Below are 15188 nucleotides of genomic sequence, written 5' to 3'. Positions count from 1 at the left end.
TAGCGTGGTGTGTATGCCCGGATCATTCCCGAGTGACCAGTTCATCCTGCGAAGAATGGCGGCACTGACAGTCGGAGCCGCCTTGGCCCTTCTCGCGGCCTGCAGTGGAGCGCCCGGCTCCGCTGCCTCGTCGGCCGTCCCGGTGGTTGCCTCGACCAACGTGTATGGGGACATCGCCGAGCGGATAGGCGGCGCGAAGGTGAAGATCACCTCGATCGTGAGCGACCCCGCGCAGGACCCGCACTCCTACGAGGCCAGCACGCAGAACCAGCTGGCGCTGTCCAAGGCCAGGGTCGTCATCGAGAACGGCGGCGGTTACGACGACTTCATCGACCGGATGCTCAAGAGCGGCGACAACTCATCCGCCCAGGTGATCAACGCGGTGAAGGTCTCCGGGAAGTCCGCCCCGGCAGGCGGGGAGCTCAACGAGCACGTCTGGTACGACTTCCCCGCCATGGGCAAGCTCGCCGACGCGATAGCCGCCGCCCTGGCCAAGGCCCACCCCGACGACGCCGCCGCCTTCACCGAGAACGCGGAAGCCTTCAAGGCCGAGCTGAAGCCGCTGGAGACGAAGGAAGCACAGATCAAGACCGATCACGGAGGTGAGCCGGTGGCCGTCACCGAGCCCGTGCCTCTGTACATGACCGAGGCGAGCGGGCTGAGGAACGAAACCCCCGAGGCGTTCAGCGAGGCCATCGAGGAAGGCGACGACGTTTCCCCGAACACCCTGCGGGAGACGCTCGCGCTTCTCACCGGCAAGAAGGTCGAGGCGCTGGTGTACAACGAGCAGACCTCCGGTCCGCAGACGGAGAAAGTCGAGCAGGCGGCGAGGAGCGCGGGCATTCCCGTCGTACCGGTGACCGAGACCCTGCCCGAGGGCGTGGACTATCCGGACTGGATGACCGCCAACGTCGACGCGCTCGCCGCCGCTCTCGCCAAGTGAGGCATCCGACCATGGCCGTACCCCGGACCCGCCAGGGCAGCACACAGGACAGCGCACAGGACGCCGGCACGGCGGCCGCGGTGGTGCGCATGCGCGGTGCCGCCCTCGCCTACGGAGAGCGCGTGCTGTGGCACGACCTGGATCTCGACCTACGACCCGGGGAGTTTCTGGCCGTCCTCGGGCCGAACGGCTCGGGCAAGACCAGCCTCGTCCGCGCCCTGCTGGGTCAGCGGCAGCTGTCCGCCGGGACCTGTACGGTCCTCGGGCGCGCTCCCCGCAAGGGCGGCCGGCACATCGGATACGTCCCACAGCAGGCGACACTGTCCGCGCACGCGACGCTGCGCGCACGGGACGTGGTCAGGTTCGGGCTCGACGGGCACCGCTTCGGACCGCGACCGGGCGTGGACGGCGTCCGCCGCAGGGTGGATGAGGTCCTTCGGGCGGTGGGGGCCATGGCCTACGCGGACGTCCCGGTCGGCCTGTTGTCGGGCGGTGAACGGCAGCGCGTGCGGATCGGGCAGGCACTGGCGGCGGATCCGCGGCTGCTGCTGTGCGACGAGCCGTTGCTCTCCCTCGATCCGCACCATCAGCGGGCGGTGACGGAGCTCGTGGACGCCCGGCGCCGGTCGCACGGTACGGCGGTGGTGTTCGTGACGCACGAGATCAACCCCGTCCTGGGGCTGGCGGACCGGGTGCTGTACCTGGCCCGGGGCGGTTTCCGGGTCGGGACGCCGAAGGAGGTGTTCACCTCCGACGCCCTGTCGCAGCTGTACGGCACACAGGTCGACGTCGTCCGTGTCCGTGGCCGGATCATGGTCGTCGGCACGCCCGACGAGGCCGCTCCGCCACCACATCACGCCGAAGCGGATGTACCGGGCGGAGCCCGGTCATGACGCTCGCGGAAGGGATCTGGCAGCAGATCTTCGTCTTCGACAACTACGGAGAACTGCTCGCCCTGGTCCGCAACTCGCTCATCGCCGGCGCCGCACTCGGCCTCGTCGGTGGCCTGGTGGGCATCTTCGTGATCATGCGGGACCTGCCGTTCGCGGTGCACGGGATCAGCGAGCTGTCGTTCGCCGGCGCGGCGGCGGCGCTGCTGCTGGGGGTCAACATCGTGGCGGGCTCGATCGTCGGATCGCTGATCGCGGCCGGTGCGATCGGGGTGCTCGGCGCGCGCGCCAGGGACCGCAACTCGGTCATCGGTGTCATCATGCCCTTCGGCCTTGGCCTCGGAGTGCTCTTCCTCGCCCTGTACAAGGGCCGCGCGGCGAACAAGTTCGGCATCCTCACCGGGCAGATCGTCGCCGTCGACACCCCGCAGATGACCTGGCTGCTCGGCACCTCCGCCGTGGTGCTCGCCGCGCTCGCGTTCCTGTGGCGGCCGCTGACGTTCGCCAGTGCCGATCCGGAGGTGGCCGAGGCCCGAGGCGTACCCGTACGCGCGCTGTCGTTCGGATTCATGGTCGTCCTCGGTCTCGCGGTGGCCCTCTCGGTGCAGATCGTCGGCGCGCTGCTGGTTCTCACCCTCGTCGTGACACCGGCCGCGGCCGCCGCCCGGATCACCGTGTCTCCTGTGCTGCTGCCGGTCCTGAGCGTGATCTTCGCGGTCGTCTCCATCGAGGGCGGGATCCTGCTCGCCCTGGGCAGTTCCATCCCCATCAGCCCCTACGTCACGACGATCTCGTTCACGATCTACGTCGTCTGCCGGCTGGTGGGCTCCTACCGGCTCCGGCGGTGGGGAGCCAGGCGAACTGTCCCCGCGACATGAGAAGTTGCCTGCGCAACAAATGCGGTGTAACGGGATGAAGGCGCACAATTGAGGTAGTCGTACGACCCGCCGTACAGCCTGGACGCGGGGAGGTCCTCATGCATCCCGCAGCTCTCGCCGGTGCCACCCTCGGTCGCCTCGCCCACCACGCCGTCTCCGGGCTCGTCGGAGCGGCCCTCCTGCGGGGGGCGAGCAAGGCGGCCCCCAAGGCCAAACCCGCGACGCGCAAAGCGGTGGTCGGCGGCCTCGCCGGTGGGATCGTGGCCGCCCGGTGGCTCGGGTCCGCCGCGGAGGAAGCGCGGCTGAAGGCGGGGGACATGCTGGCGGAGGCCCGCTCCTCACTGGGTGAGGAAGCGCCGCCCCCGTCCGCGGTCGACATCGGCGGCCACGACCACGACCACGAGCACTGATCATGGCCGGCGTCCTGGTCCGCTCCGCCGCCGCGGGCCGCGTGCGGCTGACCGTCCCCTGGCTTCGGGCGCGGCCGGGCTGCGCGGGACTGGTCGACGAGCGGCTCGCCGACCTGCCGGGCTTCAGCGCACTGCGGATCTTCCCGCGCACCGGAAGCGTCGTCATCTGGGTCAAGCCCGACCACCTGGACGTCGACCGGCTGGTCGACGCGCTGCAGGAGGCCCCTCCCCCCTCCGTACCGGAGAAGCGCACCCGGTCCGTGCCCGACTCCTCCACCGGCGAGCTGGCCCGGCTCATCGTGGGCGGGGCCGTGCTCGCCGTGGTGGCCGTACACCGGCTGGTGCTGCGTCGGCCACCGTGGGTCACGGGCGGGCGTTCCGGCTTCCTCGGAGCCGTCACGATCTTCAGTGGTCTGCCGTTCTTCCGGGGTGCGCTACGGACCATGACGGGGCGTCAGCATCCGGGCACCGACACCCTCGTCACGGCCGCGACGGTCATCTCCCTCCTGCTGCGCGAGAACGTGGTCGCTCTCACCGTGCTGTGGCTGCTCAACATCGGCGAGTTCCTCCAGACGATCACACTGCGCCGCACTCGCCGCGCCATCGAGGAACTGCTCAGCATCGGAGAGGAGCGGGTCTGGCTCGTACGCGAAGGTGTCGAGGTGGAAGTCGCTCTCGACGACGTCACACCGGGTGACGTGGTCGCGGTCTACGAGCACCACAAGATTCCGGTCGACGGGACCGTCGTCTCCGGCGAAGCGCTGGTCGACCAGGCCGCGATCACCGGCGAGGCCCTGCCGGTCTACACCCGGGACGGCGCCGAGGCGTACGCCGGCACCCTCGTCACCTCCGGCACCCTCACCGTCCGCGCCACGTCAGTCGGCAGCGACACCACCGTCGGGCGGATCATCAGCCGTGTGGAGGAAGCCCAGGCCGACCGGGCCCCGATCCAGACCGTCGCGACCCGTTTCACCCGCCGCTTCGTCCCCGTGTCCCTGGCCCTGGCGACCGGGACGTACGCCCTCACCCGCGACGCCCGGCGGGCGATGACCATGCTGCTGGTCGCCTGCCCGTGCGCGGCCGGCCTGGCCACGCCCACCGCGATCAGCGCCGCCATCGGCAACGGCGCCCGCCACGGCACCCTGATCAAGGGCGGCACACACCTGGAGGGCGTGGGCCGGGTCACCGCCGTCGTCTTCGACAAGACCGGCACCCTCACCTTCGGCCGCCCGCTGGTCACCAGCGTCGTCGCACTCCATGAGAACGTCACCGCCGACGATGTCCTGAGCCTGGCCGCCTCCGGTGAACTCCACGCCCGCCACCCGCTGGCCCAGGCCATCGTCACCCGTACCGAGGAACAGCACCTCCACATCCCCATCCACCAGGCGTGCGAAGTCGTCCTCGGCATGGGCATGCGCGCCGAACTCGACGGCACCCGCCTCCTGGTCGGCAGCCCCGCCCTGCTGCGCCGGCACGGCCTCGAACTCACCCCGGTGGCCCAGGAGTGGACCGAGCAGCTGCGCCGCAAGGGCGAGACCGTCATCTGCCTCGCCCACGACGAGGCCCTCATCGGGATGCTCGGCGTGTCCGACGCGGTACGCGCCGGAGCCGGCACGGTCGTACGGCAACTGCGCGACCTCGGCGTCCAGCGGATCATCCTGCTGACCGGCGACGCCCCCGAAACCGCCCAAGTCGTCGCCGACGCCCTCGACATCGCCGAGGTGCACGCCCATGCCCTGCCCGAGGCCAAGCTCCAGCTGATCCGCGACCTCCAGGAGGAAGGCCACATGGTGGCCATGGTCGGCGACGGCACCAATGACGCGCCCGCCCTCGCACTGGCAGACGTCGGCATCGCCATGGGCGAACACTCCTCCCACGTCGCCCTGGAGACCGCCGACATCGCCCTCGCCGGCAATGACCTCCGGCAGGTCGCCGCCGTCGTGGAACTCAGCCGCCACACCCTGCGCGTCGTACGGCAGAACTACGGCCTCGCCATCGGCGTCAACCTCGCCGGCCTGCTCGCCGGCGCGGGCGGCTCCCTCAACCCCGTCGCCGCCGCCCTTCTGCACAACACCAGCAGCATCGCCGTCGTCGGCAACTCCGCCCGCCTGGTCAACCACACACCCCACCTGCCCGCCGAGGCAGGCCAGACCGTGCGGGTGGCTCCGCTCGAAGAGGCCCGGGTGCGCTGAATCCAGGTCGTACGGGATCACCCCTGGCCTGTGTGCCCGAGTGGTCGACCCGTTACGACCGGGCCAGCCACAGGTCCGGGCCGAACACCTCGTAGTGGATGTCGGCTGCCGCGATGCCCTTGGCGAGCAGCTGCTCGCGCATCGCGCGCATGAAGGGCAACGGGCCGCACAGGTAGGCGCGGGTGCCGGGGGTGATGGGTACGTCGGTGAGGTCGGCCAGGCCGGAGTGGTGGCCGGCACCCTGCTCGTACCAGAAGTGGGCGGTGCCATCGGGGAGCTTGGCGGTGAGTGCCTCGTGGGTGGCGCGCAGCGCGTGTGTCTCGGGGGAGCGGTCGCCGTGCACGACCGTCACCGGGTGCGGGTGTCCGGCGGCCGCCAACTCCTCCAGCATGGCCAGGATCGGGGTGCAGCCGATGCCTGCCGAGGCCAGCAGAAGCGGTGCTCCGTCGGCCTTCAGGACGAGATCGCCGTACGGCGCCGAGACGTGCAGCCGGTCGCCGGCACGGATGTGGGTGTGCAGGTGGCGCGAGACCTCTCCGTCGGGCGAGCCGTTGGTGCCGTGCACGCGTTTGACCGCGATCGACCGGGTCGCCGCATCGGGAGCGCCGGTGAGGCTGTACTGACGTATCTGCCGTGCGCCATCGGCGAGTTGGACCTGTACGGAGACGTACTGGCCGGCCTTGAAGGCGGGCGCGGGGCCGCCGTCGGCCGGGCGCAGCAGGAAGGAGGCGACGTCGGGGGTCTGCTCGGTGCGGGCCGCGACCTCCCATTCCCGCCACACGGCACCCTCGACCACGTCCTGTTCCGCGTACAGCCGCCCCTCGATGGCGATGAGCGCGTTCGCCATCAGCCAGTAGACCTCGTCCCAGGCACGGGCGACGTCGGGGGTGACCGCGTCGCCGAGCACCTCGGCGATGGCCGCGAAGAGGTGTTCGTGCACGACCGGGTACTGAGCGGCGCGTACTCCGAGCGACGCGTGCTTGTGCGCGATCCGGCTCAGCATCACGTCGGGCCGGTCGTCCGGGTGGTCCACCAGGTACGTGGCGAAGGCCGCGATCGAGCCCGCGAGCGCCTGCCGTTGTGCGCCGGACGCCTGGTTGCCGCGGTTGAACAGGTCACGCAGCAGCTCCGGGTGGGCGGCGAACAGCCTCTCGTAGAAGCGTCTGGAGATCTCCTCGATGGCTGTGCCGACGGTGGGAAGGGTGGCGCGGACGACGGTGACCGACGGGTCGGTGAGCATGAACGGAACTCCTTAATACGCATGTCAGATTCATATTTAACGGTGTGGTGGAGCGCGGTCTGTCCGTGGCGGGGGTGCCTCGGTCAGTCCGCGCCGCGGGTGAGGGAGAGGCTCACCAGGAGCGGTCCCGTCGGTGCCTCGACGAGATCGGCCAGGGTCAGCGGGTCGAGCGAGACGAAGAAGGCCTCCTGTGCCTGACGCAGTGCCCCGCGCAGCCGGCAGGCCGAGCGCAGCGGACAGGGCGTCGTACCCTCGCAGTCCACCACGTCTCCCGGTCCTTCGAGTTCGCGCACGAGGCCGCCGATGGAGGCCGTGCGTCCGGCCGCGGTCAGTGCGAGCCCGCCGCCCCGACCGCGCCGCGCCTCGACCAGCCCCATGTGCTGCAGCCTGGCGACCACCTTCGCGGTGTGCGTGTACGGGACGTCCATGGCGGCCGCGACCTGGCGCGTGGTGGGCAACTCGCCGTCCTCGACGCCGAGACGCATCAGCACGCGCAGGGCGAGATCGGTGAATCGCGTCAGGCGCATGACCGCACCCTAACTAATGTTGCATCTGAAAGGCGAATTATCGTGCGGTCGTCGGCGACCGGGGGCGGGCAGGACGCCCTCGGTGTACTGGGCGCGTCCAAAGCCGAAGGACCAGTGTTGAGGGCCGTCTTCGGGTGGCGTCCGGCTCCTTGCAGGTGCTCGGAGCGCCACGGGCCGTCGACCCATTCCGATGAGCGTGCCAGTTGTTCCAGGCCGCAGTAGGGGCCGAGCGTCGGCCAGACACCGGGGACCGGAACGGAAACCCGCGGGACGGGGTGCCTCTTGGTTAGCACCGGGTGGGCGTTCGCCCGGTAGTAGCCGGTAGTAGTTCGAGCAGACGGAGCATGTACCAGGAGAGCTTCCGCTGCTCGTACCCCGCTGCCTTTCGGGTGCTGGGTGGCCGACGGACACGGCCACGAAGGACCGCACCCGGTCCGGCCGACGCGCGGACATGGACCAGGCCGGCAACGCGCCGCGATCGTGCCCGACGAGGCGGAAGGTGTCGGCCCCCAGCGTGTCGGTGACCGCCCAGAGCGACTCCTCGTCCTTCGCGATGGGGTAGTTCTCCCACCCGTCGGGGATGTCCGAGTCGCCGTGCCCGAGCAGATCCGGGACGATCACCCGGTAGCCCGCCTCCAGCAGCCCGGGCACCTGCCCCCGGTACACGGCGCACGAGTCGGGGATGCCGTGGACCAGCATGACGGTCTCCGGTCCGGAGCCGGCCTCGAAGGCGGCGACGCGATGCCCGTCCACGGAGACGTTGTGCCGCGTCATACCGGTCAGCCGGTGGAAGGGCGCCGTAGGGGTTTCTGAGTGCTGCGCAGGAAGGCCTACGCGTGCGTCGCGCCCGCCGTGACCGGAACCCGGCCGCGTGTGGCGAGGGCCTGGTCCAGGTCGGTCATCAGGTCCTCGGGGTCTTCGAGGCCGATGGAGAGGCGGAGGAGGCCGGCGGTGGGGCGGGCCTCCGGGGCGACGGGGCGGTGGGTCAGGGCGGCGGGGTGCTGGATGAGGGAGTCGACGCCGCCGAGCGACACCGCGTGGGTGAACAGGCTTACGGCTGAAGTGACGTGCTTGGCCTGTTCGTAGCCACCGAGGAGGTCGATGGAGATCATCGCCCCGGTCCCTCTCAATTGGGTGCCGAGCAGACCGTGGGGGTCTCCCGCGATCCCGGGGTAGTGGACGCGGGCCACGCTCGGGTGGGTCGTCAGCCAGGCGGCGACGCGCTGGGCGTTCGCCTGCTGTGCGCGCACCCGGATCGGGAGGGTGGCGAGTCCCCGGTGCAGGAGGTAGGCGCCCAGCGGGTGGAGCAGGCCGCCGGTGACGGCTCGTACTCGGCGTAGTGCGGCTGCCCGTTCCTGGTCGCAGGCGATGACACCGGCGACGACATCGCCGTGTCCGCCGAGGTACTTGGTCGCGCTGTGCAGGACCATCGAGGCGCCGAAGTCGAGGGGATTCTGCAGGATCGGGGTCGCGAAGGTGTTGTCCACGAGCACGGGAACACCGCGGGCGGCCTCGACGACGGCACGGATGTCGACCAGGTCGAGGGTCGGGTTGGCGGGTGTCTCCAGCACGACCAGCGCCGTGTCGGGCCGGACGGAGGCGGCTACGTCGGACGCCGCGCAGTAGGTGACCTCGGTCCCGAGCAGGCCCGATGCCAGCAGGTGATCGGTTCCGCCGTAGAGGGGGCGGACCGCGAGGACGTGGCGGCGGCCGGTCTCCTTCGTCGTCGCCAGGACCGCCGCGGTCATCGCCGCCATGCCCGAGGAGTACGCCACCGCCGCCTCGGCGTTCTCCAGCCGGGCCAGCGCCGACTCGAACCGCGCCACCGTGGGGTTCCACAGCCGCGCGTAGACGGCCCCGCCCTCGGCGTTCGGCATCCCCCCGGACGCCATGGCCTCGTAGGACAGGCCGCCGGACTCGATGTCCGGCAGCGGATTGGTCGACGACAGATCGATGGGCGGAACGTGTACGCCGAGCCCTGCCAAGTCCTCGCGGCCGGCGTGCACGGCGATGGAGTCGAGTTGAAGGCGTGACGAAGTCATGCCCAGACTGTGAGCGGATCCACAAGAATCCGCAAGATATATTGTGGAAAGTCAATCATGGCGCCGAAACCGGTGTGGATTCAGCAAGCGGAGGGCCCGTGGCGGACCAGCAGTCGAAGAAAACACAAGCCGCTCCCGGCGCTCTCGACGGCACCGATCTCGCCATCCTGGCCGCCCTCGTCGAGGACGGCCGGATGACCAACGCGGCGCTCGCCGCACGCGTGGGCGTCGCGGAGTCGACCTGTGCCTATCGTGTACGTGCGCTGCGCGAGTCCGGTGTCCTCACGAGCATCAGCGCCCGTCTCGACCCCGGCGCACTGGGCCGCCCCATCCACGCCATCATCAAGGTCCGGCTGGGCAGCCACAGCCGGGACCATGTCCGCAGCCTGTACGACCGGCTGGTCGAACTGCCGGGAGCGCTCACGGTCTTCCATGTCGGCGGCGCCGACGACTTCCTCCTGCACGTGGCCGTGGCGAGCCCGCAGGCCCTGCGCGACCTCATCCTGGAACACATCACCACCCACCCGATGGTCCGGCAGACGGAGACCCAGCTGGTCTTCGAGGTCCGGGAAGGCCGCGGCGCGTTGCCGGGCTGAGGTCCCTCATGCCCGGCCACTGGACGAGCCTGGCTACTGGAAGAGTTCCCAGTTATGTGAGCCGTCCGCCGTCGCGTTCTGCAGGGTGAGCGGGGACCCGGCGGACGCGCCGGTCAGGTACAGGTTCGGGTTCTTGACCGCCTGCAACTTGTAGAACCCGTCGTCGGTCCGGATGAGGTTCCAGCTGCCGGTGGCGCTGTTGTCGACCCACTGGCCGATCCGCTGGCCGACCGTCGCGTTGCCCGTCCAGATGGCCGCCGCGCGGCCGCCGACTTGTTCAGCAGCGTCACGCCGCCCTTCGGCTCGGTCACCACATGCCAGTACTGGGTGTCCGTGTTCGACACCGAGCCGGGAGCCTCGAGACGGACGTCGGGGACGGCTCCGTTGCCGATGTTCGCGTCATTGGTCCTGCCCCCGGTACCGATCACCTGATCGGTCCTGCGGTTCACCAACTGGTAGTAGGGGCCGTCGGACCGACCGAGGTCGACCTCGGCGTACCCGAGCGTCGACGTGTCCTGGTTGTTGAGGATCACGACGCGACCGGTGCCGTCGACGTACTGCAGATTGCGGCTGTAATCGGCTCGCGACGTCGTCTGGTACTCCTTCCACACCCCGTCGCTGCGCCCGCTCTCGTTGACCCAGACATTGCCGCTGCCGGCCGCGTTGTACACCAGGCGCCCGCTCGGCAGCCTGATGAGCACCGGACTGCCGCCCATGGCCAGGCGCCGGGAGCCGGTGTCGACCGACAGGGAGGTGACACCCTCGCCGGTCGGCGAACCACGGTGGAACTCCAACGGGTTGTCGGCGAGCCGGAACCTGGTGTTGGCCCCGCCGCCCCAGTACTCGTAGGTGAGGAGCCACTTGCCGTCCGTCCGTCCGGACGACGTTCGTCATGCCCGGCCGCCCGCCGCCGATCTCCGTCTCTCCGCCGCCCTTGTCCTGGGTGAGGCCCGCGATGTCGACGACAGGAGCGCTCCACTGCGCGGCGTGCCCGTCCCAGGTCTTGTGCACGAGGATCTGACCGTGCGAGTCGGCTGCCGTGTCGTTCGCGGGGTCGAGGATCGGGACGCCGGTGTTCGGGTTCGAAGCCGGTGTAGTCGTTCTCGTCCGAGTAGTAGCAGACGAGCTTGCCCTTGTGGATCATCAGGTACGGCTCCCACAGGGGATCGACCTGCTTGTGCGTGTTCGCGGCGGCGATGTTCTGCCCCACCGCGCCCGCGCTGCCGCCCTGCCGGCCGCCGGTCGCGATGACGTTGACGACCCGCCAGGTCCGGCCTCCGTCGGTGCTGGAGTACAGGGCGATGGCCAGGTCCGAGCGGTCACCGTCGTTCGACGGCGTCCAGTTCGGGTCGGACGCCTTGTGCTCCGTGCAGTAGTGGTCGTCGCCCGACACGACGCTCGCGAGGAGCAGCGTGCCCTGCTTCAGGTTCCCTACGTCCTGCGGGAGCACGTAGAGGTACGGGTTCGTCCAGTTGCTCGTGTACTTCGCGTACCGGGGATCGCTGGAGAGATACGCCGGGGCCTTGACCTCCGACAGCGGCTGCCACGTCGTGCCGCGCTCCACGGGTCCGCCGGGTACCCGGGCGCGGCGCCGGATAACGGTGGTCACCGTGCCCGAAACGGCGGTCACCGTGCACGAAGAACGTCCGGGCCGACCCCACAGGGGCCGACCCGGACGTCGGGGTCCGACTACGTCGGAGGAGATCAGACCAGGTCGAACCGGTCCAGGTCGGAGACCTTGACCCACGCCGCGACGAAGTCGTTCACGAACTTCTCCTTGGCGTCGTCGCTCGCGTAGACCTCGGCGAGGGCACGGAGCTCGGAGTTCGAACCGAAGACGAGGTCGGCACGGGTGCCGGTCCACTTGACCTCGCCGGTGGCCGCGTCACGGCCCTCGAAGAGGGTCTGGTCCTCGGAGGTCGACTTCCACGTCGTGCCCAGGTCGAGCAGGTTGACGAAGAAGTCGTTGGTCAGCTTGCCCGGGGTCTCGGTGAGGACACCGTGCGTGGACTGGCCGGTGTTGGCGCCCAGGACACGCAGGCCACCGACGAGGGCCGTCATCTCTGGGGCGCTCAGGGTCAGCAGGTTCGCCTTGTCGAGCAGCAGGTACTCGGCGGGGAGGCGGTTGCCCTTGCCGAGGTAGTTGCGGAACCCGTCGGCGGTCGGCTCCAGCGCGGCGAACGACTCGGCGTCCGTGTGCTCCTCGGTCGCGTCCACACGGCCCGGCGTGAAGGGGACCTCCACGTCGAAGCCGGCGTCCTTGGCGGCCTTCTCCACGGCGGCGGCACCGCCGAGGACGATCAGGTCGGCCAGGGAGACCTTCTTGGCGCCGGAGTTGAACTCCGACTGGATGCCCTCGAGGACGCTGAGGACGTGACGCAGCTGGTCGGGGTCGTTCGCCTCCCAGCTGCGCTGCGGCTCCAGGCGGATACGGGCGCCGTTGGCACCGCCGCGCTTGTCGCTGCCGCGGAACGTCGAGGCCGACGCCCACGCGGTGGAGACGAGCTGCGACACGGTCAGCCCCGAGTCGAGGAGCTTGGCCTTGAGCGCCGCGATGTCGGCGCCGTCGATGACCGCGCCCTCGGCCTCCGGCAGCGGGTCCTGCCAGATCAGGGTCTCCGCAGGGACCTCGGGGCCGAGGTACAGCGACTTCGGGCCCATGTCACGGTGGGTCAGCTTGAACCAGGCACGGGCGAAGGCGTCCGCGAACTGGTCGGGGTGCTCGTAGAAGCGACGCGAGATCTCCGCGTAGACCGGGTCGAAGCGGAGCGACAGGTCGGTCGTGAGCATGGTCGGGAGGTGCTTCTTCGACGAGTCGTGCGCGTCGGGGATGATCGCCTCGGCGTCCTTGGCGACCCACTGCTTGGCGCCGGCCGGGGACTCCGTCAGCTCGTACTCGTACTCGAAGAGGTTCTTGAAGAACCCGTTGCTCCACTGGGTCGGCGTGGCCGTCCAGGTGACCTCCAGGCCGGACGTGATGGTGTCGCCACCCTTGCCCGTGCCGTAGGTGCTCTTCCAGCCGAGGCCCTGGTCCTCCAGCGTGGCGGCCTCGGGGTCGGCGCCGACGTGGTCGGCCGGGCCGGCGCCGTGGGTCTTGCCGAAGGTGTGACCACCGGCGATGAGGGCGACGGTCTCCTCGTCGTCCATCGCCATGCGGCGGAACGTCTCACGGATGTCGCGGGCCGCGGCGATCGGGTCCGGGTTGCCGTTCGGGCCCTCCGGGTTGACGTAGATCAGACCCATCTGGACGGCGCCGAGCGGGTTCTCCAGCTCGCGGTCGCCGGAGTAGCGCTGGTCGTCGAGCCAGGTGGTCTCGGGGCCCCAGTAGACGTCCTCCTCGGCCTCCCAGACGTCGGCGCGGCCGCCGCCGAAGCCGAAGGTCTCGAAGCCCATCTGCTCCAGCGCGACGTTACCCGTGAGGATCATGAGGTCGGCCCAGGAGATGGACTGGCCGTACTTCTTCTTGACCGGCCACAGCAGACGGCGGGCCTTGTCCAGGTTGGCGTTGTCCGGCCAGCTGTTCAGCGGGGCGAACCGCTGCTGACCGGCGCCGGCGCCGCCGCGGCCGTCGCTGATGCGGTACGTACCGGCGCTGTGCCAGGCCATACGGATCATCAGCGGGCCGTAGTTGCCGAAGTCGGCCGGCCACCAGTCCTGCGAGCTGGTCAGCACCTCGGCGATGTCCTGTTTGACGGCCGCGAGGTCCAGGTTCTTGAACGCCTCGGCGTAGTCGAACTCCTCACCGAGGGGGTTCGCCACGGCGGGGTTCTTCGCAAGGATCTTCAGGTTGAGCCGCTCCGGCCACCACTGACGGTTCCCGCCGCCCTGGGTCGGGTGCGCGGCGCGCCCGTGAGCGACCGGGCAGCCTCCGGTCTCCTCGGGCTTCGCGTCTGTGACGATCGCGTCGTGGTTCTCAGTCATGGGAGTCCTTCCGGAACTGGTGGATCACGGTGCTGAACTGCTGGTTAGGAACTGCTGGCTTCGGAACACGGGGGGCACAGTCCCCAGTAGATGACCTCGGCCTCGTCGATCGCGAAGCCCTGGTCGTCGGAGGCGGTCAGGCACGGGGCATGCCCGACCGCGCAGTCCACGTCGACCACGGCACCGCACGAGCGGCATACGAGGTGGTGGTGGTTGTCCCCGACACGGCCCTCGTACAGAGCCGGGCTGCCGGGTGGTTCGAGGCGTCGTACGAGCCCGGCGCCGGTGAGCGCGTTCAGGGCCTCGTACACGGCTTGGAGCGATATGTGGCCCACACGGTCCCGCACCCCTGAGGCGATCGCTTCGACGCCGAGGTGGTCTCCGTCCCGGACGGTCTCCAGCAGCGCCACGCGCGCGGCCGTCACCCGCAGGCCGGCACCGCGCAGCTCCTCGGCGGTGTTCGGAGTCTGGGCTGCGGTCATGGCGAACAACCTACCCCCATAAACACGAACAGTTCAAGAAAGCGAATGACCCAACTTTTGTTCGAGGGTGTTGCCCTGACCTGGCCGCGTACGCTCCTGCCCGATATCTCGGGCGTCGACGGGTGTCCGCGCGCCGTCCGCGGCGGTTGTGCCCGGGGGTCCCCGGGTACCCGGCGCGATCGTCCGTGGGCGCCGCCACGGCCCTCGGCCGAGGCTTTCGCCGGGCGAAGTGATCAGGTCGGCGTGAGCAGCACCATCGGATCCGTGATGGATTCGAGGCGGACGGGGTACCCCGGAGAAGTGCCGAGCAGGCTCCCCGTTCCCGGTGAAGGAGGTGGCCGCGGATGAGCCCCACCAAGCACGCGCGCGCCGCGGAGGCCCCGTCGCGAGACGGGCGGGCCTATGACGCGGGACCGTACCTGCCGAGCCGTGGCGGCCTCGCCGCGCACCGGCGGGCCGCGGCCGACTGTCAGGGTTGTCCGCTGTTCGAGGACGCGACCCAGACGGTCTTCGGCAAGGGCGCCGAGTCGGCGCGGCTGGTCCTGGTCGGTGAGCAGCCGGGGGACCAGGAGGACAGGCAGGGCGAGCCCTTCGTCGGCCCGGCCGGGCGGCTCCTCGGGCGGGCCGTGGAGGAGGTCGGGATCGACATGGACACGGCCTATGTGACCAACGCGGTCAAGCACTTCAAGTTCACCCGGCCCCCGGGCGGCGGCAAACGCCGCATTCACAAAGCGCCCGAGCTGCGCGAGGTGGCCGCCTGCCGCCCCTGGCTGCTCGCCGAGCTGCGCCTGCTCCGGCCCGAGGTCGTCGTGGTCCTCGGCGCGACCGCCGCCAAGGCACTGATGGGCAGCTCCTTCCGGGTCACCAAGGACCGGGGCGCCCTGCTGCCCATGCCGCCGGGAGCGCTGGATCAGGACGATCAGCCGTACGTCGTCGCCACCATCCACCCCTCGGCCGTACTCCGCGCCGACGACCGCGACAGCGCGTACGCGGGACTGGTGGCGGACCTGAGGGTGGCCGCAAGCGCTCTCGACGAGGCCGGCGCCTAGCTGTAGCCAGGCCCGGCA

13 protein-coding genes and 1 pseudogene are annotated in these 15188 nt (G+C 70.2%); 7 read left to right on the top strand and 7 right to left on the bottom strand.

Annotation, left to right across the window (positions count from 1 at the left end):
- Positions 1-55 precede the first annotated feature (55 nt).
- The 5 genes from CES90_RS01100 (at position 56) to CES90_RS01080 (ending at position 5313) form a co-directional block, all read left to right on the top strand.
- On the top strand, positions 56-943 hold the full coding sequence (locus CES90_RS01100; protein ID WP_229913699.1) for a metal ABC transporter solute-binding protein, Zn/Mn family: 888 nt from the start codon (positions 56-58) through the stop codon (positions 941-943).
- Positions 944-954: 11 nt separating this feature from the next.
- The gene (locus CES90_RS01095) at positions 955-1836 is read left to right on the top strand and encodes a metal ABC transporter ATP-binding protein (protein WP_189781961.1); all 882 of its coding nucleotides are present in this window, start codon (positions 955-957) and stop codon (positions 1834-1836) included.
- The gene (locus tag CES90_RS01090; RefSeq protein ID WP_189781962.1) at positions 1833-2711 is read left to right on the top strand and encodes a metal ABC transporter permease; all 879 of its coding nucleotides are present in this window, start codon (positions 1833-1835) and stop codon (positions 2709-2711) included. Before CES90_RS01095 ends, CES90_RS01090 begins: the two co-directional genes overlap by 4 nt.
- Positions 2712-2809: 98 nt before the next feature.
- A complete protein-coding gene (locus CES90_RS01085) occupies positions 2810-3121 on the top strand; it encodes a DUF1490 family protein (protein ID WP_189781963.1) in 312 nt (103 codons plus the stop codon).
- A gap of 2 nt (positions 3122-3123) precedes the next feature.
- Positions 3124-5313, top strand: coding sequence for a heavy metal translocating P-type ATPase (locus tag CES90_RS01080; protein ID WP_189781964.1), 2190 nt, complete (start codon positions 3124-3126; stop codon positions 5311-5313).
- 52 nt (positions 5314-5365) lie between these two features.
- On the opposite strand, the gene CES90_RS01075 is transcribed toward CES90_RS01080, so the two are convergent.
- From CES90_RS01075 to CES90_RS01060, 4 genes are all read right to left on the bottom strand, one after another.
- Positions 5366-6553, bottom strand: a complete 1188-nt coding sequence (locus CES90_RS01075) for a globin domain-containing protein (RefSeq protein WP_189781965.1) — start codon at positions 6551-6553, stop codon at positions 5366-5368.
- Between the two features lie 83 nt (positions 6554-6636).
- Positions 6637-7080: an RrF2 family transcriptional regulator gene (locus CES90_RS01070; RefSeq protein WP_189781966.1), complete on the bottom strand. Its 444-nt coding sequence runs from the start codon at positions 7078-7080 to the stop codon at positions 6637-6639.
- A 9-nt stretch (positions 7081-7089) separates the two neighbouring features.
- Positions 7090-7854 (bottom strand): alpha/beta fold hydrolase, encoded by a 765-nt coding sequence (locus tag CES90_RS01065; RefSeq protein WP_189781967.1) that lies wholly within the window; start codon positions 7852-7854, stop codon positions 7090-7092.
- Between the two features lie 56 nt (positions 7855-7910).
- Positions 7911-9122 (bottom strand): trans-sulfuration enzyme family protein, encoded by a 1212-nt coding sequence (locus CES90_RS01060; RefSeq protein ID WP_189781968.1) that lies wholly within the window; start codon positions 9120-9122, stop codon positions 7911-7913.
- A gap of 98 nt (positions 9123-9220) precedes the next feature.
- Here CES90_RS01060 and CES90_RS01055 point away from each other — a divergent pair, with 98 nt between their 5' ends.
- The gene (locus tag CES90_RS01055) at positions 9221-9718 is read left to right on the top strand and encodes an Lrp/AsnC family transcriptional regulator (RefSeq protein ID WP_189781969.1); all 498 of its coding nucleotides are present in this window, start codon (positions 9221-9223) and stop codon (positions 9716-9718) included.
- Between the two features lie 33 nt (positions 9719-9751).
- Here the strand turns inward: CES90_RS01055 and CES90_RS01050 are convergent.
- The 3 genes and pseudogenes from CES90_RS01050 to CES90_RS01040 form a co-directional block, all read right to left on the bottom strand.
- A pseudogene (locus CES90_RS01050) lies at positions 9752-11279 on the bottom strand (RICIN domain-containing protein); the annotation flags it as partial.
- Between the two features lie 143 nt (positions 11280-11422).
- Positions 11423-13639 carry a catalase/peroxidase HPI gene (katG, locus tag CES90_RS01045; protein WP_189781970.1) on the bottom strand — a complete coding sequence of 739 codons (2217 nt, stop codon included), beginning with the start codon at positions 13637-13639 and terminating at the stop codon, positions 11423-11425.
- 44 nt (positions 13640-13683) lie between these two features.
- A complete protein-coding gene (locus CES90_RS01040) occupies positions 13684-14121 on the bottom strand; it encodes a Fur family transcriptional regulator (RefSeq protein WP_189781971.1) in 438 nt (145 codons plus the stop codon).
- Positions 14122-14465: 344 nt separating this feature from the next.
- On the opposite strand from CES90_RS01040, the gene CES90_RS01035 reads away from it, so the two are divergent.
- Positions 14466-15170, top strand: a complete 705-nt coding sequence (locus CES90_RS01035; protein ID WP_189781972.1) for a UdgX family uracil-DNA binding protein — start codon at positions 14466-14468, stop codon at positions 15168-15170.
- Positions 15171-15188 lie beyond the last annotated feature (18 nt).

Origin of the sequence: Streptomyces capitiformicae, assembly GCF_002214185.1 — a bacterium.
GTDB classification, from domain to species: Bacteria; Actinomycetota; Actinomycetes; order Streptomycetales; family Streptomycetaceae; genus Streptomyces; species Streptomyces capitiformicae.
Note: the sequence above shows the minus strand (reverse complement) of the source record. Positions and strands in the feature narration are given on the sequence as shown.